Here is a 19,264-nt window from a genome sequence, read left to right on the forward strand (position 1 = left end):
CATCCCTCAGCGCTTTTGAATCCTGTCTTCATACCGAATAGGGGCTTGCCTTTGGAGTATGCTTATTAATTACGTCAATTTTTTTAGCAGCAGACCCCATGAAAGTTACCCAGGAAGTATTGCCCGACAGCCAAGTTGGTCTGGAGATTGAGATCCCCTCAGAGATGTCTCAGAAGACCTACGACAAGGTGCTCCAGCAAATGATGCGCACCATCAATATTCCTGGCTTTCGTAAGGGGAAGGTGCCCAAGCCCGTGTTTCTGCAACGGGTGGGGATGCCTCAGTTTAAGGCAGCGGTACTCGAAGAACTGGTGCAGTCGGCGGTGGATGCGGCGATCAAGCAAGAAAAAATCGACGCCATCGGTAACTACCAGCTCAAGTCTGACTTCGAGGCGTTGCTCAACCAGTACGAACCCACCCAAGGGCTGACCCTCCAGGTGTCTGTGGACGTGCCCCCCCGCGTCACCCTGAAGCAGTATAAAGATCTGTCGGTGCAGGCAGAGGAAATTAAGCCCGACCTGGAACAGGTGGATAAGACCCTGGAGCGCTACCAGAACAACCTAGCCACCCTGGTGCCCGTGGAAGATCGTCCCTCCAAAATGGGCGACATTGCGGTAATCGACTTCGTGGGCAAGGTGCAAGACGAAGCAGGCGAGTGGGAAGCCTTTGAAGGCGGTTCCGCCGAAGATTTCCAGGTGGAATTGTCCGAAGGGCGCTTTATTCCTGGCTTCATTGAAGGCATTGCCGGGATGGCCCTAGAGGAAACCAAGGATCTGGATATTGCCTTCCCCGAAGACTATTCTCAGCCCGATCTGGCTGGCAAGCCCGCCCTGTTCTCCATCACCCTGAAGGAGATTAAGGAGAAGGAACTGCCGGATCTGGACGACGACTTTGCCCAGGAAGTGAGCGAGTACGAAACCATCGCCGAACTGCGGGCTTCCCTGGAGGAGCGCTACACCAAAGAAGCCACCGACCGCACCCAGAGCAACAAAAATGAGGCGCTGATTGCCGCCCTGGTGGAGCACCTGGAAGCCGAAATCCCCAACACCCTGATTCAGCGGGAAGTGGATTTTCTGCTCACCCAAACCATCATGCAGTTCAGCCGCCAGGGCATTGACGTGAACAAACTGCTGACCCGCGAAATTGTGGACAACATGCGGAAACAGGCCCGTCCTGAAGCCGTGGCCCGCCTCCAGCGCACCCTGGCCCTGGGCGAAGTGGCCAAGCTGGAAGGGATCACCGTGGAGGAGGATGTTCTCGAAGCCAAGGTTGAGGAAACTATGGCCGAAATTGAGGACGTGAACCAGATCGATCCGGATCGGCTGGTGCAGGTGCTTGAGGAAGAACTGCTCCAGGCAAAAATCCTCACCTGGCTGGAAGGGGTGAACACCGTGGAACTGGTGCCCGAAGGCAGCCTGAAGCAGGCTGACGAAGCCGAAGATGCTGACGAGGCAGAATCCGTAGACGCCGCAGACGCCGTCGTGGACGTGGACGCCGCAGACGCCGAATAGCGTCGGGCGTTAGGTCGGGGATGGTCTGGCCCTAGGTTTTTGGGTCAGATCGATCCCCCACCGGGGTAGCCCTTGGGTTTTGGGGCATAATGACGGTAGGGGGATGCGTTGATCCCAGAGGCGGCAGCCATCGCCCATCACCCCGATTTGCCCCTAACCCTTGCAATATTCCGTAAACCCACTATGATTGCATCGAACATTGATCACAGGTTGATTACGAGCTTGAGTTCTACCGCTGCCAGCCTCAATCAGTTGCAGAACATGCTGCCCGTCGTCGTCGAGCAATCCGGTCGGGGCGAGCGGGCCTTTGACATTTACTCTCGGCTACTCCGGGAGCGGATTGTCTTCTTGGGCACCCCAGTCACCGGGGAAGTGGCCGACTCCATCGTGGCCCAACTGCTGTACCTCGATGCGGAAGATCCCGAAAAGGATGTCCAGATCTACATCAATTCTCCGGGCGGATCCGTCACCGCTGGCATGGCCATCTACGACACCATGCAGCAAATTCGTCCCGATGTCGTCACCATTTGCTTTGGCCTAGCCGCCAGTATGGGCGCGTTTTTGCTCTGCGCTGGGGCCAAGGGTAAGCGGTTGTCCTTGCCCAGTTCTCGGATTATGATTCACCAACCCCTCGGCGGTGCCCAGGGCCAAGCGGTGGACATTGCCATCCAAGCCAAGGAAATTCTTTACCATAAGAACCGTTTGAACGAGTTGATCGCTTACCATACAGGGCAACCCCTAGAGCGCATCGAAGCCGACACCGAGCGAGACTTCTATATGTCGGCGGAAGATGCCAAGCAATATGGGTTGATTGATAGCGTGGTGGAGCAGCACTCCCTGTCCAATCCTCCGGCAATGACTGCACTTCATTAGGGTCAGATAGATGTCTAAGTACGACTCCCATCTCAAGTGCTCCTTTTGTGGCAAGTCCCAAGAGCAGGTTCGCAAGTTGATTGCGGGGCCGGGGGTCTACATCTGCGACGAATGCGTTGACCTGTGCAACGAAATCTTGGATGAGGAGCTGTTCGACGCCGGAGCCACCGCGCCCCAGCCCGTCCCCCGTCGGGAAATGGCCACCAGCGAACGGCCTCGAACCGCCTCAACTCCCATTTCTCTGAGCCAAATTCCCAAACCGAGGGAAATTAAGCAGTACCTCGACGATCATGTGATTGGCCAAGACGAGGCTAAAAAGGTGCTGTCCGTGGCGGTGTATAACCACTACAAGCGGCTCAGCTACCTGCAAAGCATCGAGGGCGAAGCCACGGACGACACCATCGAACTGCAAAAATCCAACATTCTGCTGATTGGCCCCACGGGCTGCGGCAAAACCCTGCTGGCCCAAACCCTGGCCCGCATTTTGGATGTGCCCTTCGCCGTTGCCGATGCCACCACCCTGACCGAAGCAGGCTATGTCGGTGAAGACGTGGAAAACATCCTGCTGCGGCTGTTGCAGGTGGCGGATTTAGACGTGGAAGAAGCCCAGCGCGGCATCATCTACATCGACGAAATTGACAAAATTGCCCGCAAGAGCGAAAACCCCTCCATCACCCGCGATGTGTCGGGCGAAGGGGTACAGCAAGCCCTGCTGAAAATGCTGGAGGGCACCGTGGCCAATGTGCCACCCCAGGGAGGCCGCAAGCATCCCTACCAAGACTGCATCCAGATCGACACTAGCAATATTCTGTTTATCTGCGGCGGCGCGTTCGTGGGGCTAGAGAAAATCGTCGAGCAGCGCATCGGCAAGAAATCCATCGGCTTTGTGCAGCCCGGTGAAGGCCAACTCTCCCGCGAAAAACGGGCGGCGGACGTGCTGCAAAACCTAGAGCCCGACGATCTGGTCAAATTTGGCCTCATTCCTGAATTTATTGGCCGGATTCCTGCCACCACGGTGGTCGAACCCCTGGATGAAGAATCCCTCGTTGCCATCCTCACCGAGCCGAAGAACGCCCTGGTGAAGCAGTTCCAAAAGCTGATGCGGATGGACAACGTGCAGCTTGAGTTCAAACCCGACGCCCTCACGGCCATTGCGCGGGAAGCCTATCGCCGCAAAACCGGAGCCCGTGCCCTGCGCGGCATCATCGAAGAGCTGATGCTGGATGTGATGTATGAACTGCCCTCCCGCAAAGACCTGAAGCGCTGTATGATCACCCGCGAAATGGTCGAACAGCGTTCCACAGCGGATTTGCTGCTCCATCCTTCTTCCCTGCCCACCCCTGAGTCGGCCTAGCTATGCCCTACGTTCAGGTCAACCAGGTCGATCACTACTACGAGTGGGTGGGGACAGAGACGCCACGCCCTGCGGGTTCCTCTAAACCCGTGATGGTCTTTGTCCACGGCTGGGCTGGGTCAGCCCGCTATTGGCGCACCACCGCCGAGGCGTTATCCCAGGACTATGACTGCTTACTCTACGATATGCGCGGCTTTGGCCGATCCGTCATCGCCCCCGACCAAGTGGATGCCCAAAAGGCACGGGGCTATGAGCTAGAAACCTTTGCCGACGATCTGGCCGCTCTACTGGATGCCCTCGGTTTAGCCAACGTTTCGATCAACGCCCACTCCATGGGAGCCTCGGTAGCCGTTTACTTTTTGAACCGCTATCCCCAGCGCGTCGAGCGGGCCATCCTCACCTGCAACGGCATTTTTGAATACGACAAAGCTGCCTTTGATGCCTTCTATCGCTTCGGTGGCTATGTGGTGGCGTTCCGGCCCCAGTGGCTCGGCAAGATTCCCCTCGCGCCCCGCTTTTTCATGGCGCGATTTCTCCATAAGCCCATCCCTGCGGCGGAAAAGATCGCCTTTTTAGAGGATTTTCTCAACGCCGATTACGACACCGCCCTCGGCACCATTTTTACCTCCGTCAGCAAACAAGCCACTGAGGTCATGCCCGTAGAATTTGCCAAAATCTCCGTGCCCACGCTGCTGGTATCTGGCGAATTTGACCAAATCACCCCGGCTCCCCTAGGCCAAAAGGCAGCGGAGTTGAATCCCAAGATTCAGTATGCCCTCGTGAAGAAAACCGGGCATTTCCCCATGCTGGAAGATGCCGACACTTACCTAGGCTATGTGCGTCCTTTTCTGGTAGCTCCGGTCTAATCCTCAATCGGGCTAGTTTACCCCTGGTATCAGCGGACGAGGACACCTCGGCCCTACAGTTTTTGGGTTCTGATCAAACCTAATTTTATGATTTGGTTTGGTGATCGACGGTATCGGGCATTTGGTGGATGATTTCCATGGTGCGGATGCTGACGGTGCAGACTCGTTTGAGTAGGTCGATAACGTGGTCTTTGTAGTCGGCAAATTTGTAGGTGTTGAAGAGTTCGCGAATCGTGGGATCTTTGGGGGTTTTCTCTTTGTATTGATCCAAAATCCATTCTAGGGCGGAGCGGTTGCCGAGTTTGTAGTCCCAGGCGAGGGCGGGGATGCCTTCTAGGGTGGTTTCGGTGTCGAGGATGATTGTGCCGTCGGTTTTGTCGGCTTTGAGCTTGGCTTTTGGGGTGGTGGGTCGGGTGGGCTTTTGGGGATTGGGATCTTCGGTGGGCAGTAGGGAGACTTGGACGGGTCTGGTTTTGCCCGTGGATTTATCGACTCGTTTTAGATCGTAGGGTTCGATGGTTTCGTAGTTGAGGTGCAAGTCCATGAGGGTTTTGCCCCAGGTGGCCCACTGGTGGAAGTTGGCGTAGAAGGGTAGGCGGGGAAATTCGCGTTTGAGGTTGATTTCGTATTTGGTGCGATAGGCAGGATGGTGGAGAACGGCGTAGGTGTAGTGGAAAATGTGGTCTTTGGTGATGGTGGAGTCTTGGTAGTGGGTTTGGAATTGGGTTAAGGCCCAATCGGTGATGTTGTCGATACGGTTGCCGTTTTCGTCGTAGCGGTAGAGGGGGATAGACTGTATGGGATCAAGTGAAAATAAACTAAGGTTAGTAAGTTGGTTAGTAGACAAAGTAGACAAAGAGAGCCGCGAACCATCAACTAAATTAATTAAAGAATTGATCTCCTGTAAATTCCTACCAAACATCTCATAGTGATTTGATGTCAGTCTATGATTAAAATTTTTCTCTGAATAATGATATAGCCTAACAAAAGGTCTATAAATATTTTGAATAATCAGACTTTCATGAAAATTTACTTTGACTTTACTTTGAAAATGTCTTTCTAGAGAAGAACTCCACTTAATAGATTCACTTTGACTCTTCTCATTCAAACTCTTCTTGTATTCAGACGCAAAAAAATTCATCTTTTTATGAAGAGCCGTTTTGTCAAAATCATACACCCACTCATCCCTTGTTGTTTCAACACCTCTAGAGAAAAGGATGAAAACTGCTTTTTGCGAATTACCATCTTTTACGTTTTTATCAATCAGCGGCAAAAGGCTATCAAAGTCGTTGTCGGTTAGGTTAATCCAGTTGACTTTTTTGTCTGGGGTGATGTGGTCAAAGGGGATCTGCTCGAAAGGAGTGTTTTCAAACCATTCGAGTTTTTCTTCCTTGGTTTGTTCATCTTGCAGGGTAAAGTAAAAAATCTTGGCGTTGGCCATACTGCATCTATACCTTAGTCAGAAACTAATTACGCGGATTCGACAATGATTTTTGCATTGAGCAGGGTAAAGATACGATCTAGCTCTAAAATGCCTGTTAATTCAGCTTCCTCATCAGGATTGAGGCAAGATGCCCTTTGTTTTTCGTTTAGGCTTTCTAGCCTATCTTGCAAGACATCACTAAACTTGAACAGATACAACCCTCTAACCATCTTCATTTGAATGTCTGCATCAATGAAAGATGATGGCTGAATCATAAGCTGTGCATTCATTGCCTAAGCCTCTTGGTAGTTGTCTGGCTAAAAATAGTCTATGGGCTACATATATTTTTTAAGTCTTTCAGAGGTTCATCAAAATCGTCAGCCATCCAAATTTTCCCCTTGAGGATACCAAAGCCACCTCGTTTGCTGGGAAGTTGCTTTACGTCTTCCTGATCTACTTTATTCTGAGAATAATTCTCGATTAAATATTTGGAATAATGTATTATCTCCTGTTTTAATGCTTCTAGCATTTGTGCTACGGCTTCCAGAATTTTTGTCTCGGTTGTCATACCTATATTCCTTAAGAAAACAAGGACTTGATTCATTGATCTAAGGATAACGTACACTGCGAGGTTAAGAAGCCTGTAGGTTAGCCTGATAAGCAAACACATCTACAGAAATAGATTTAATCGGCTGAGCTTCACTATGCAGCATTACCCGAATCTGTTCTGTTGTTTCCCGACTAAAACTCTCTTCGCCACAATGAGAACATACCGTTGCGGGAATACCTTCAACCAAATAGAACTTTCCATCAACCTGGAAAATCTCAGTGACTAATTCTTCTTGAGATTCTTCTGAATTGCAAACATGACACTTAAACATCATTTTCTCCTGACTTTATAATCTATCCATTTACTTTCGTTAGGCTCATACAACGTAATAATCCTTGCAACATCTGACTCTATTACCGAAACTTGAATGTGTAGAGCACGACCATCTTTTGTAAAGCCTAATAGAAGAGAACTGGGCGATTATTTGTCATTTGGGTAGTGCTCGATTATGGTTAAATTTTTACCAATCTCTCGAATATCCTTCTCGCTAATATTTCGTTCGATTGATCGCTTAAAAGCATGGCGTGTAAATTCAAAATATCCTTCTTGCAACTGCCTCCTTATTTCTGGAAGAGACTTCATGGGGATACTCCATCCTCCCCTCGCTTTCGGACTAAAAACATTACAGCGATGCCAGCCTGAATGCCAAAGACATTATTTTTGGTTCCAGAAATTTTAGGATTATTTCTCACATCAGACTGAGTATCGACAATATAAACATAGTCAAACTCTCGATCAACGCACTTACGAAAGCCATCAAAGGTTTTGGAATCAATAAAAGATCGGTTAGTGATAAAGGCAATAATACCGTTTGGCCCCAATCTATCCGAAGCCCATCGAAAGAAGCGGGTATACATATCATAAACAACGATTTGGTTTTGGGCCGTACCTTCTTTGATGTAGGTGCTTTTGATTCGGTCGTCAATGCCTTTATAGCCTCGATTGGCGTTGCGTTGATTAAAGTTTTCCTGGTGGGCGTTGTAGGGCGGATTGCCGATAATCACCGAAATGGTGCGATCATTCTGCTGCTGAATGCGGGCCGTATTTTGCACGCTCATGGCAAACAAATCAAACTGGTGCCCGTCTGCTGTGCAGTGATCTAGCGTATCTACTAGGCAAATATTCTTAAATTCTTCGTATTGACCCATCTTTTGCTGATAGGTGTATTCAATATTTAGATTAGCAATGTAGTAGGGCAGAATCGCCAACTCGTTACAGTGAATCTCATGCTTGTATTTATGCTCTAGCTTGCTTTCGGGTAAATAATCAATCAGTTCTGTAATGTAGGTTCCCGTCCCGGTGCAAGGATCGAGAATTTCTACCCCCGGATCGCTCAGCAACTTGCCAAAGTGCTTATGAACCAGGTGTTCGGTGCTTTCGATCATAAACCGGACGATCTCGTTGGGCGTATAGACAATGCCCAGCCGATCCGCTGCCTTGGGGTTATAGGCTTGGTAGAAATTTTCGTAGACCGCCTTGAGGAATTTTTGCTTTTCGTGGTGGTTGGCAATATTTTCAGACTTGCGACGGATGATAGAATAGTAATGCTCAATATTTTTGAGGGTGTTCCTCCGCGTTGCGCCCGTAAAAAAGGTGTTGATAATCTCCGACAGTTCCCGCGCAATGTTGTTTTCGCGATGAAACTGAGAATCGTGGAAAATGTTGGTAAAAATATCCTCCGTGAGAATATGCTGAATCAGCATTTCATACACATCGGAAATCACTATCTCTGGATTGATAGACTGCCGACAGATCTCTAGAAATGCCTGGGTGCGCTCCTGAAAAGCGGTATTGTCGCCCTCTTGTTGAGTAATGATTTGGCGTAACGCCTCTAGAATGTCGGGCACATCCTCCTTAAACCGGAGAATCGCCGCCCGAAAATCGCGCACCTCTGGGCGTTCGTAGTCTACAAAGGCATTCAGCAGCCCATCCAACCCCGCCGCATCCTGCATCGGAATCCGGGCCACCTCCTGGCTATGCTGAATTAGCACAGCGGTTTGAGAATCCTCAAACAAAATATTTTCGTCGGGATAGCCCTTGGCAAACTTTTTCTCAATTTCCTCATCCAGCCGATCATACTGATCCTTGCTTTCCCACCAGCCATGCTCTAGCCGAATGGCATCCTTGATCGTGCCATCGGGGTAGACGGTGGTATTCAGGCGGGTTTTGTAGTCTAGTTCTGGAACCAGAAGATAGTTGCGGGGTTTGCAATAGCCATTTAATAACCGCTCAAAGGCACCCCGAATACTGGTTTCCTTGCGAGAGCCACCGTAGCGAATGATTTGCTCCACTTCGGTCTGATATTGCGTCACCAGCAACCGAGACATACTCCATCCCTCATCCTGAACCTAGGGCAGACCCATCCGCCCACCTGTCCCGATTTTGACGCATTTGCCCAATCCAGGGGTAGCTACCGAGGGCTAGATTAGCAAAGCGTAACCCACGGCAAGCTAAGGATTCGCGCCCCTGGACTGGGGAATAGTCAGTTCGTCCTAGAGGCCGTCATGGGGTCATGGCTCACGTTGTCGTGGGTCACAGGGAGGCGAATGAAGCCTATAGTTGGGTTTACCTGAATTGTGTTGCCCTCAGTTCATCCCCAACAGCTATGGAATTTTTGCCTACGGATCGCCTGATGGCGTTGGATCGTCAGCATGTGTGGCATCCCTACGCGCCCATGCCCAATACGGGGCCGACTTTCCCGGTGCGTTCGGCCCAGGGCGTTTACCTAGAACTCGAAACCGGGGAGCGATTGGTGGATGGCATGTCTTCCTGGTGGACGTGCATTCATGGGTATAACCATCCCGCGTTAAATCAGGCGGCGATTGACCAGATGGGGCGCATGAGCCATGTGATGTTTGGCGGATTGACCCATCAGCCCGCCGTTCAGTTGGCGCAAAAACTGGTGGCACTAACTCCGGCCCCGCTTCAGCATGTGTTTTTCTGCGATTCGGGCTCGGTGGCGGTGGAGGTGGCGATGAAGATGGCCATCCAGTATTGGCACAACAAAGGCCAGCCACAGAAGCAGCATTTTTTGACCATTCGCAACGGCTACCACGGCGATACCTTTGCGGCCATGGCGGTGTGCGATCCGGTGAACGGAATGCATCATTTATTCCGCAACAGTTTGGTGGAGCAATATTTTGCCGATGCGCCCCAAATTCCCTTCGATGGCGACTGGCAGGAGGCGGATATTGCTAGTTTTGCCACGATTCTAGAAACCCATCACCAAAATCTGGCGGCGGCGATTTTTGAACCCGTGGTGCAGGGGGCGGGGGGAATGCGGTTCTACAGTCCGCAATACGTGAAACGGGCGCGGGAATTGTGCGATCAGTACGGGGTGCTGCTGATTTTGGACGAAATTGCCACGGGCTTTGGCCGCACGGGCAAGGGTTTTGCTTGTGATTATGCCCAGGTAGCCCCCGATTTGATGTGTATGGGCAAGGCGCTGACGGGGGGCTTCATGTCCCTCGCAGCTACCCTGGCGACGACGGAAATTAGCCAAACCTTTGCCCAGGGCGAGGCGGGGGTTTTTATGCATGGGCCAACCTTTATGGCTAATCCCCTGGCCTGTGCGGTGGCCTTGGCGAGTTTGGAAATTCTAGACAGCGGCGACTGGGTGGGGCAGGTTCACCGCATCGAAGCCCAACTGCGGCAGGAGTTGGCCCCTTGTCGGGATTTCCCCGCCGTGAAAGATGTGCGGGTGTTGGGGGCGATTGGCGTGGTGGAACTGCATCAGCCCGTGGATATGGCGGTGGTGCAGCCTCAGTTTGTGCAGCAGGGTGTGTGGCTGCGGCCCTTTGGGCGGCTGATCTACACCATGCCGCCCTACATCATCGAGCCGGATCAACTGCGCCGCATCACGGAAGCCATCGTCACCGTCACGGGTCAGATCGGGGCGGTGGCTGAGTCCTAGGGCGTGTCATCAAATAAGCCAGATGACGCAAGCCGCCATGTAAATGGCGCTGAGAAAGGTCTCGGCCAGCTTGTCATAGCGGGTGGCAATGGCTCGGTATTGTTTGAGTTTGGCAAAGAAATTCTCAATCAGGTGACGGGCCTTGTACAAGTCTCGGTCATACTCCCGGGGTGTCTTGCGGTTGCGTTTGGGCGGAATCACCGCCGTTTTGCCCTGGGCTTCGAGCGGCTCAATCACCCGTTTGTCGGCGTCATAGCCCTTATCGGCAAGCACGGTGTCGGTGGGAATATCGGCCAACAGAACATCTGCCCCATCGAGGTCACAGGCTTGTCCGGGCGTCAGATGAAGCCCCGTCGGGTTTCCCAAAGCATCGCAGGTGGCATGGATTTTGGTGCTTAATCCGCCTTTGCTGCGACCGATGCACTGAGCGTTGGCATCCCCCCCTTTGCCCCAGCACTGTGCTGGTGGGCGCGGACGATAGTGCTGTCAATCATCTGGTATTCGTTATCGGCATCGTTGGCTAAGGCGCGAAAGAGCCGTTCCCAGACTCCGGTTTTCGCCCAGCGACGGAAGCGGGTATGGACTTTGCGATAATGCCCAAAGCGCTCTGGCAAATCTCGCCAGGGGATGCCGGCCCGATAGCGATACAGCACCGCCTCCACAAATCGGCGATTGTCCTGGGCGGTCACGCCGACCCAGCCTTTAGAACCGGGCAGCAGATCCTGAATGCGTTCCCATTGGTCGTCGCGTAGGGCATGGCGGCGGGTCGTCATGGTTGGGTATATCAGGTTAACAATAGCCTTTCCAATTTACCTCAATTGATGACACGCCCTAGGTGCCGTGTTCCGCGACACCCAAGCCTCACCCCAGAGGCGCTAGATTAGGGGCTATGTCGATCCAGTTTCTAGCTCAGCGGTTGCGATTTCAGCGGGTGCTCAAGCACCTGGGGGTGGTTGTCGCCTGCTATGCCTTCATTGCCATGGGCCTGGTGGAAGCCAGCCTAGGGGTGCTGCTGCCGTCGATTTTGGCGGCCTTTCAACTCACAACCGCCACGGTGACGCTGCTGTTTCTCAGTCAAATTAGCGGCTACCTAGTGGCGGCCTTGGGTAGCAGTTTGATCAGCCACAGGCTAGGGCTGGGGCGCATGGTGCTGCTGGCGGCTGGCCTGCTAACGGCAACCCTTGTGATCTATGCCACAACGCCGATGTGGGGGCTGATGGTGGCGGCGGGGATCTTCCTGGGGCTGGGGATTGGCCTGATGGACGCGGGCATCAACACCTACATGGTGCAGGATGCGGAGCGGGCCAACGGCATCGGTGCCCTGCACGGGTTCTATGGCGTTGGTGCCCTGGCTGGCCCAGCCCTAGCTACCACGTTGTTAGCCCTGGGCCTATCCTGGCGGCAGGTCTATGGAATGTTAGCCCTGTTGGTCAGCGGCCTGGTGGTACTGGTGCTGATGGCGTTAGGACGGCGCTATCCCGGCCTCGGCAGAACGCCCACCGAAGAACACACCTCGGCCCTGCAATCCCTCGGTCAAGCCCTGCGATCCCCGATGGTGCTGCTGACGGGTCTGCTGTTGGGCCTCTATGTGGGGGTGGAAGCGGCCATTACCCACTGGGCCTTTATGGTGGAAACCGTGGCCCGTCAAACGCCGACCCTGGTGGCAGGCTATGGGGTCAGCCTCTACTGGCTGGGGCTGACGGTAGGCCGCTTTGGGTTAAACATCCTCTTGCCCAGGGTGGGCGCGGTGAGGTTGATCACCCTTTCCCTCGGCCTGCTGCTGGTGGGCCTGCTGACCTGGGGTCAAGGGTTGCATCCCTGGTTTAGCCTGCCGCTGGTGGGCGTCGCCCTCGCGGTGATTTTTCCCACCGTCATGTGGCTGATTCCCAAACGGGTTGCGCCTAGCCAAGTGCCCGCTGCCGTGGGGTTTGCCAGCAGTGCCGCCAGCCTGGGCGCGGCGATCATTCCCTCTGGCGTGGGCTGGGTGGCAAATGCCTGGGGGCTGGGCGTTGTGCCCTGGTTGATGTTGCCCCTGGCCGTTGCGATGCTCGTGCTCCATGTCGGATTGGGACGCCTGCCCCGCCCTAGCTCTGGGGAAGCCCCTACTTGAAAACTGAGGTCAGAATGACGGTGATGGTGGCGCTGGCGATGAGGGTAAAGGCCAACTGCACCACCCACTGGGTTCCTTTTTGGTAAGCGTCAAACTTATCGTTCGAGCGCTCCATCTCGCAGCTGAGGGCATCAAACCGCTTATCCACGTCGGCGGTTAGTTTATCGACATCTAATGTGATCTGATCCAGCTTGTTAGCCAGGTCTCTTAGGGTGGGTTCGGGTTGGGGCTGGGTGGTCATGGCGCTAGAACCAAGGGGAGATGCTGATGTAGTCCCCGTATGGTCATTCTAGCTTTGATTTTCCCATTCCCCTTGACCCTACAGTTCGCTGTAGGCTTCACAATGAGGTATGCACGATTGGGACATTGGTTTTCTGTCGGTGGGCGGTGCCCATCCTACGGGTGAGTCTCAGTCATGCCCCTAGTTTTAGTCTTGAGGTGTAGCGATGACGTTGGATTTCAAAGTTCCTAACTTGGCCTGTTCCGCCTGTGTGGAGGCTGTGACCAAGGCGGTGAAGGCGGTGGATGATGGGGCCGAAGTGGCGGCAGATCCCAAAACGAAGGATGTCTCTGTGACCACCAGCGCCTCGGAAGCTGCGATTAAAGAGGCCATCGTGGCGGCTGGCTATACCGTCGCCTAGTCATATCAGCCCTGTCCCTATTTGTAACCTTGTTTTAGGAGAGCCGCCATGCTCACCCAATCGGCCCAAGTCGCCCAATCCACCACCCAAACCTTCAAGTTGCGGGGCATGAGTTGTGCCGCCTGTGCGGGCAATGTGGAAGGTGCGATTTTGGCGGTGCCGGGGGTGGAAGCCTGCAACGTGAACTTTGGGGCGGAGCAAGCCTCTGTCACCTACAATGCCCAAGCCGTCAGCGTTGCCGATATTCAGGCGGCGGTGGAAGCAGCGGGCTATGGTGCCCAACCCCTCAACGACAACGTGCTGGATTTTGACGACGAGGCCGACCGTCGGGAGCGGGACACCGAGCGACGGCACCTGATGCGGAAGGCGGTATTTAGCCTGGTGATCGGGGCGATTTTAATCGTCGGTTCCCTGCCGATGATGACGGGAATTCCCATGCCCTTCATTCCGGCGTGGCTCCATGCGCCTTGGTTTCAGTTTGTGCTAACCACTCCGGTGATGGTGTGGGCGGGGCAGGCGTTTTTTATCAACGCCTGGAAAGCCCTGAAGCGTCGTACCGCCACAATGGATACCCTGGTGGCCGTGGGCACCGGAGCCGCCTACCTCTACTCGGTGGTGGTAATGCTGTTCCCTCAGCAATTCCACGGCCACGGCGACATGGTGGAGGTCTACTTTGAGGTGGCGGCGGTGATCATCGCCATGATTTTGCTGGGGAATCTGCTGGAAAATCGGGCCAAGGGCCAGACCTCCGAGGCGATTCGCAACCTGATTGGCCTGCAACCGAAGACGGCGCGGGTGGTGCGCGGGGGCCAAACGCTGGATATCCCCATTACCGAGGTGATGCTGGGGGATGTGGTGGTGGTGCGTCCGGGGGAAAAAATTCCCGTGGATGGCGAAATTTTGGAGGGCAGTTCCACCCTGGATGAGTCGATGGTGACGGGGGAAAGCGTCCCGGTGCAAAAGGGCGTGGGCGATGAGGTGATTGGGGCCACCCTCAACAAGACGGGTAGCTTCAAGTTTCGGGCCACCCGTGTCGGCAAGGATACCTTCCTGGCGCAGATTGTCACCCTGGTACAACAGGCCCAGGGGTCGAAGGCTCCCATTCAGCGGGTGGCCGACCGGGTGACGGCCTGGTTTGTGCCTGTGGTGATGGCCATTGCGGGGCTGACCCTGGCGGTGTGGCTGCTGGCCACGGGCGATCTCACCATGGCGCTGACCACCACCGTGGGCGTACTGATTATCGCCTGCCCCTGTGCTTTGGGTTTGGCCACGCCGACCTCGATTATGGTGGGCACGGGCAAGGGGGCGGAACACGGCATTTTGATCAAAGGGGCCGACAGTTTGGAGTTAGCCCACCGCATTCAGACCATCGTGCTGGATAAAACCGGAACCATCACCCAGGGCAAACCCACGGTGACGGATTATGTGACGGTACGCGGTACGGCTAACGGCAACGAACTAGCGCTACTGCGGCTGGCGGCGTCCGTAGAGCAGTCTTCCGAACATCCCCTAGCTGAAGCAGTGGTAGCCTATGCCGAATCCCAGCAAGTCCGGCTGACCGAGGCCCAAGACTTTGAAGCCATGGCCGGAAGCGGTGTCCAGGGTTCGGTGGAGGGCCATTGGGTACAGATCGGCACCCATCGCTGGCTGCGGGAATTGGGCATCGCCACGGAGGCGCTTCAGGAGGATTGGGAACGGCTGGAATCCCAGGGGCGCACGGTGGTTTGGCTGGCGGTGGATGGCCAGGTGGAGGCAATCTTGGCCATCGCCGATGCGGTGAAGCCCTCCTCCGTCCACGCCATCAGCCTGTTGCAGCGGATGGGTTTGGAAGTAGTGATGCTGACCGGAGACAACCGCCGCACCGCCGAAGCCATCGCCCAGGAGGTCGGGATTACCCGCGTCATCGCCGAGGTACGTCCTGACCAAAAAGCCTCGGTGATCCAGGACTTGCAGCGGGAACAGAAAATCGTGGCCATGGTGGGCGACGGCATCAACGACGCCCCCGCCCTGGCCCAGGCCGATGTGGGCATGGCCATCGGCACCGGAACCGATGTGGCCATTGCTGCCAGCGACATCACCCTGATCTCCGGCGACCTCCACGGCATCGTCACCGCCATTCAGCTTTCGCGGGCCACCCTGCGGAACATTCGCCAAAACCTGTTCTTCGCCTTCATCTACAACGTGCTGGGCATTCCCATTGCAGCGGGGGTGCTCTATCCCCTGGTGGGCTGGCTGCTGAACCCGATCATTGCCGGGGTGGCCATGGCCTTTAGCTCGGTATCCGTGGTCAGCAACGCCCTGCGTTTGCGGAAATTCAAACCCCGCCTCTCCTAATGCGATAATCCCAATGGCCCACCCAGCCCCCTGTAGGGGCGAGATCCCCTCGCCCTGCCCCACCCCTTTTTGCCGCCTATGACGCTCACCCTTGCCTACCTCGGCCCCGAAGGCACCTACTCTCAGCTTGCCGCCCTGGCCTACAGCCTCGAACTCGAACAGCAGCGCCAGGAATCGGTGACGTTGCGGGCCTTTCCCAGCATCCCCAAAGCTATGCAGGCCACGGCCACCGGGGAAACCACGCTCACCATTGTTCCGGTAGAAAACTCCATTGAAGGCGGCGTCACCACCACCCTCGATACCCTTTGGCGGCTAGAGATGCTGCGGGTTCACCGTGCTTTGGTGATGCCCATCCGCCACGGCTTTCTGTCCTACGCCTCTGGCTTAGACCACATTCAGACCGTCTATTCCCACCCCCAAGCCCTGTCTCAGTGCCAAAACTGGCTAGAACAACAGGTGCCCCAGGCCACCCTCGTCCCCACCAGTTCCACCACCGAAGCCCTTCAGCATTTAGCTGATAATCCCATCATCGCCGCCATCGCCTCGGAATGGGCCGCCGAACTCTACGACCTGCCCATCCTCGCCCACGACATCAACGATCTCGCCGACAACTGCACCAAGTTCTGGGTGCTCGGCCCACCGGATAGCATCGTTGCCCCCGCCAGCGGCACCTATACTTCCCTGGCCTTCACCCTACCCGTCAATGCTCCAGGGGCTTTGCTGAAGCCCCTGCAAGTTTTTTCTCACCATGCCATCAACCTCAGCCGCATCGAGTCCCGTCCGGCCAAACGGGCGTTGGGCGACTACCTCTTTTTCGCTGATCTAGAAGCCGACTGTCACCAAGACAAAACGCTCCAAGCTATTCAAGAACTTGCCCAATGCACGGAGCAACTGATGGATTTTGGCAGCTACGACCTGGTGATGGTGAACAGCAGCCTCTCTGAAGCCAAGGCCAAACATCGCCGCACGCTGTCAGCACCTTGATAGAGTGCTTTGATGGAGTGTCTTGATGGAGATCCACTGATGCGCTAGGCATCTTGCCAAAGTTTGGCGCTGAAAAATTACGACCAACGGTGGCTGAAGTAAAGCTGAAGACGCTTACCCGCCTTGAGGTAGCGCAGGGCAAGATACGTGACATAGCAATCCAACTTACGTCGCCAGCCGGGGATGGTCGGGTCTTTCATACAAGCGACGGCATAGCGCAGGGAGGGCTTGAACTCTGGCAGCACCCCCGCCAAAAAGGCCGTCAGGGCTTGATCGTTGGTCTGGCTCAACTCGTGATCGCCGACGGTGACGCGCAGAACCTTACGGCGCAACTCGCCAAAGCTATGGCGGGCGGGATGATCAATCACCACATCATCAGCGTAGAGCGAGGGATAGCCAGCGGCAAACACCCGTTCTCCCCACTCCCGATCTCCGCCAGAATAGAGGCGGCTGTTGAACAACCCAACGGCCTCAAACCGGGATTTGAAGGTGAACAGGTTGGCGGTGGCCCCAAAGTGGTATTCCTCGGCGTAGGTTTTTTGCTGGAGAAAATGGCGACTGTCGTAGAGTTCAGCTGCCGTGGGGGCGTCAGGATTTTGGAAGAAAAAGCGAATCTGTCCGGCCACAAAGCCGCAGTCGGGATGGCGACGAAGCCAGTCTGCCCCTCGCTCTAGCCAGGTAGCCGCTGGGAGACAATCGGCATCGGTAAAGGCGATAATCGAGCCCTTCGCCAACCCTAGACCATGGTTACGCGCCGCATAGGAACCCCGCTGCGGCTCATGGGCCAGCACAACCCACGGAAATTGTGCCGCCAATGGGGGCAGGTTGGGATCCGGCGTGGGGCTGTTGTCCACCACAATCACCTCGTAGCGATCCTGGGGATAGGTCTGTTGCGCCAGCGCTTGCAGGCAAGGCTTCAGACAATCCGCGTCGTTAAACACAGGAATGATGACGGAAATCAACGGATGGGTCTCGTTCACCATGGTGCTTCGTTGCAGAGGGCAGGATTTATTAGGGCTTGCGTTTAAGGTCTTGGGTGACTTGGAGGAGCTCCACCAGGGTTTTTCTCCCGCCCGGAATCGTCAGCCACAGGGCCAAATATAGGCCACCGTAGAGCAGAGCCTCTAGCCCTAAATTCAGCCAGGGGGGAAGGGGTAGCGCAACCGAACGGTTGAAACCGACCAGCAGAGCCGCCGCGCCCAAGGCGGCAAAACCCGGTTTCGCCAAAGTTTGCAGCAATTCCACCGGGCTGAGGTGGGTGCCTCGATAACAGTAGACCACCTCAATCGCCAGCAAAATCGGCTGGAGGACACCGTAGGCCGCAGCCACCCCCACCGCCCCCCAGCGCACACTCACCAGAAAAGTGATGACGTTGATGCCAGAGGAAAAAATACCCCAGCGAAACTGACGATCCACTCGCCCTAGGGATTGGTAGACCCAACCCATGGAAATGGTAAAGGTGGCCACAAAGGCCGCAGGCATGAGGAACTGGAAAATGGGCACCACCCCCATCCAGGTTTGCCCTAGCAAGAGCTCAATCACCTGTTCTGCCGTGGCAAACAGAAAGGCCACTAGGGGCATCCCTAGGGTGGTGATGCCCAACACCGCCTTAAAGTAAACCCGGCGGTAGCGTTCTGGATCCTGCTGCAACCGACTCAGGGTTGACAGCACCACGCTATACACCGGGCCGTTAATCTGGTTGATGGGCAACAGCAGCAGTTGGTATGCCTTGCTGTAGAGGCCCAACTCCCCTGCTCCCCACACCCGACCAATCAGGACATTGTCAAAATTGCGGGAAAAATAGTTCAAGCCACGAAACCCGGTGAGGTTGCCGCCAAAACTCAGCATCGGCCATAGGTCTGGCGTCCAGCGAGGGACACCGGGTTTCCAGCGGCAGGCTAGCCAAGCCCCCAGTACATAGACTAGGGCACTGGCCAACTGCATATAAACCAGCGCCCAATAGCCCGCCCCATAGAAAGCCGTCCCCTGGGCAATCAGTACCCCCACCAGCAAGGCCGCGATTTCGATTTTGGCCAGTACCGCAAAGGCCATTTGCCGCCGCAGCAGGGCTTGGTGCTGTACCGCTAACCCGCTAAAGATAAAGGTTGTCGCTAGGACTAAGGTAATCGAAATCAGGCGGGGCTCTCGGTAAAACCAGGCGACCACCGGAGCCAGCAGCGCCACCACAAGGGCAATGCCCAAGCTAAACCCCACATTGATCCAAAACAGGGTACTCACCTGGCGATGGGTAATCTCCTCCTGCTGGATCGTGGCCTCGGCTAACCCTAAATCTTTGAAAAGCTGAACAAACCCCGTCACCACCGTCACCATGCCAATTAGGCCGTAGTCATCGGGAGACAGCAGACGGGCCAAAATGACCGTAGACCCCATGGTGATGACAAACTTCAACCCCTGGGCAGAAATGGTGACGGCACTGCTGCGAACCGTGCGCGTCCGCAATTCCTCCGTCAGGTGATCCGTCCGAAAAAACGCTTGGTTAGGATCAGAAGCTTGACGCTCAGAATCTTGGGGGGGCTCAGGGGGCATCAACGGCAAAATCCTCCGGTTAGCAACGCTAAAACCCATCCCCTGCTATCGGGGGAAGTAGGCCCAAGAGCGACGCCCTAAGGTTGCGGGTCACAAAC

The 19,264-nt window shown here is 55.0% G+C and carries 19 protein-coding genes; 9 read left to right on the plus strand and 10 right to left on the minus strand.

Features of this window, described 5'->3' with window-relative positions; all coding sequences use genetic code 11:
• Positions 1–98 precede the first annotated feature (98 nt).
• The 4 genes from tig (at position 99) to GFS31_RS14550 (ending at position 4,604) form a co-directional block, all read left to right on the plus strand.
• Positions 99–1,511: a trigger factor gene (tig, locus tag GFS31_RS14535; protein WP_198805510.1), complete on the plus strand. Its 1,413-nt coding sequence runs from the start codon at positions 99–101 to the stop codon at positions 1,509–1,511.
• Between the two features lie 183 nt (positions 1,512–1,694).
• Positions 1,695–2,384, plus strand: a complete 690-nt coding sequence (gene clpP, locus GFS31_RS14540; protein ID WP_198805511.1) for an ATP-dependent Clp endopeptidase proteolytic subunit ClpP — start codon at positions 1,695–1,697, stop codon at positions 2,382–2,384.
• Positions 2,385–2,394: 10 nt separating this feature from the next.
• The gene (gene clpX / locus GFS31_RS14545; RefSeq protein ID WP_198805513.1) at positions 2,395–3,738 is read left to right on the plus strand and encodes an ATP-dependent protease ATP-binding subunit ClpX; all 1,344 of its coding nucleotides are present in this window, start codon (positions 2,395–2,397) and stop codon (positions 3,736–3,738) included.
• 2 nt (positions 3,739–3,740) lie between these two features.
• Positions 3,741–4,604 carry an alpha/beta fold hydrolase gene (locus GFS31_RS14550; RefSeq protein ID WP_198805514.1) on the plus strand — a complete coding sequence of 288 codons (864 nt, stop codon included), beginning with the start codon at positions 3,741–3,743 and terminating at the stop codon, positions 4,602–4,604.
• 85 nt (positions 4,605–4,689) lie between these two features.
• On the opposite strand, the gene GFS31_RS14555 is transcribed toward GFS31_RS14550, so the two are convergent.
• The 6 genes from GFS31_RS14555 to GFS31_RS14580 all read right to left on the minus strand — a co-directional run bounded on the left by GFS31_RS14555 (position 4,690) and on the right by GFS31_RS14580 (position 8,964).
• On the minus strand, positions 4,690–6,045 hold the full coding sequence (locus GFS31_RS14555; protein WP_198805515.1) for a type ISP restriction/modification enzyme: 1,356 nt from the start codon (positions 6,043–6,045) through the stop codon (positions 4,690–4,692).
• Between the two features lie 29 nt (positions 6,046–6,074).
• On the minus strand, positions 6,075–6,317 hold the full coding sequence (locus GFS31_RS14560; protein WP_198805516.1) for a hypothetical protein: 243 nt from the start codon (positions 6,315–6,317) through the stop codon (positions 6,075–6,077).
• A gap of 38 nt (positions 6,318–6,355) precedes the next feature.
• Positions 6,356–6,595 carry a DUF2281 domain-containing protein gene (locus GFS31_RS14565; protein ID WP_198805518.1) on the minus strand — a complete coding sequence of 80 codons (240 nt, stop codon included), beginning with the start codon at positions 6,593–6,595 and terminating at the stop codon, positions 6,356–6,358.
• A gap of 64 nt (positions 6,596–6,659) precedes the next feature.
• Positions 6,660–6,911 (minus strand): YgiT-type zinc finger protein, encoded by a 252-nt coding sequence (locus GFS31_RS14570; protein WP_263974843.1) that lies wholly within the window; start codon positions 6,909–6,911, stop codon positions 6,660–6,662.
• Positions 6,912–7,057: 146 nt separating this feature from the next.
• On the minus strand, positions 7,058–7,219 hold the full coding sequence (locus tag GFS31_RS21690; protein WP_198805520.1) for a DUF4258 domain-containing protein: 162 nt from the start codon (positions 7,217–7,219) through the stop codon (positions 7,058–7,060).
• On the minus strand, positions 7,216–8,964 hold the full coding sequence (locus GFS31_RS14580) for an N-6 DNA methylase (RefSeq protein ID WP_198805522.1): 1,749 nt from the start codon (positions 8,962–8,964) through the stop codon (positions 7,216–7,218). The genes GFS31_RS21690 and GFS31_RS14580 overlap by 4 nt, the downstream gene beginning before the upstream one ends.
• 278 nt (positions 8,965–9,242) lie before the next feature.
• Between GFS31_RS14580 and bioA the strand changes: the two genes are divergently transcribed.
• Positions 9,243–10,550: an adenosylmethionine--8-amino-7-oxononanoate transaminase gene (bioA, locus tag GFS31_RS14585; protein WP_198805523.1), complete on the plus strand. Its 1,308-nt coding sequence runs from the start codon at positions 9,243–9,245 to the stop codon at positions 10,548–10,550.
• Positions 10,551–10,559: 9 nt separating this feature from the next.
• Here the strand turns inward: bioA and GFS31_RS14590 are convergent.
• Positions 10,560–11,323, minus strand: a protein-coding gene (locus GFS31_RS14590) for an IS5 family transposase (protein ID WP_410503851.1) whose coding sequence is annotated in 2 segments (ribosomal slippage) — positions 10,560–10,985 and positions 10,988–11,323 — 762 coding nt in all. Because the reading frame shifts where the segments join, the coding sequence is not laid out codon by codon here.
• 116 nt (positions 11,324–11,439) lie between these two features.
• Here GFS31_RS14590 and GFS31_RS14595 point away from each other — a divergent pair.
• Positions 11,440–12,660, plus strand: coding sequence for an MFS transporter (locus tag GFS31_RS14595; RefSeq protein WP_198805525.1), 1,221 nt, complete (start codon positions 11,440–11,442; stop codon positions 12,658–12,660).
• On the opposite strand, the gene GFS31_RS14600 is transcribed toward GFS31_RS14595, so the two are convergent.
• Positions 12,653–12,901, minus strand: coding sequence for a hypothetical protein (locus tag GFS31_RS14600; protein WP_198805526.1), 249 nt, complete (start codon positions 12,899–12,901; stop codon positions 12,653–12,655). The two genes, GFS31_RS14595 and GFS31_RS14600, sit on opposite strands and share 8 nt — an antisense overlap.
• 205 nt (positions 12,902–13,106) lie before the next feature.
• On the opposite strand from GFS31_RS14600, the gene GFS31_RS14605 reads away from it, so the two are divergent.
• From GFS31_RS14605 to pheA, 3 genes are all read left to right on the plus strand, one after another.
• The gene (locus GFS31_RS14605; RefSeq protein ID WP_198805528.1) at positions 13,107–13,301 is read left to right on the plus strand and encodes a heavy-metal-associated domain-containing protein; all 195 of its coding nucleotides are present in this window, start codon (positions 13,107–13,109) and stop codon (positions 13,299–13,301) included.
• Between the two features lie 48 nt (positions 13,302–13,349).
• Positions 13,350–15,635: a heavy metal translocating P-type ATPase gene (locus GFS31_RS14610; RefSeq protein WP_198805530.1), complete on the plus strand. Its 2,286-nt coding sequence runs from the start codon at positions 13,350–13,352 to the stop codon at positions 15,633–15,635.
• A 78-nt stretch (positions 15,636–15,713) separates the two neighbouring features.
• Entirely contained in the window at positions 15,714–16,619 is a 906-nt protein-coding gene (gene pheA / locus GFS31_RS14615) for a prephenate dehydratase (RefSeq protein ID WP_198805531.1), read from the plus strand.
• Between the two features lie 77 nt (positions 16,620–16,696).
• Here the strand turns inward: pheA and GFS31_RS14620 are convergent, their stop codons facing one another.
• Both GFS31_RS14620 and GFS31_RS14625 read right to left on the minus strand, forming a co-directional pair.
• Positions 16,697–17,602 (minus strand): glycosyltransferase, encoded by a 906-nt coding sequence (locus GFS31_RS14620; RefSeq protein ID WP_198805533.1) that lies wholly within the window; start codon positions 17,600–17,602, stop codon positions 16,697–16,699.
• A gap of 28 nt (positions 17,603–17,630) precedes the next feature.
• Positions 17,631–19,166: a lipopolysaccharide biosynthesis protein gene (locus GFS31_RS14625; protein WP_198805534.1), complete on the minus strand. Its 1,536-nt coding sequence runs from the start codon at positions 19,164–19,166 to the stop codon at positions 17,631–17,633.
• Positions 19,167–19,264: the final 98 nt, after the last annotated feature.

The organism is Leptolyngbya sp. BL0902 (assembly GCF_016403105.1).
Taxonomy (GTDB): Bacteria; Cyanobacteriota; Cyanobacteriia; order Phormidesmidales; family Phormidesmidaceae; genus Nodosilinea.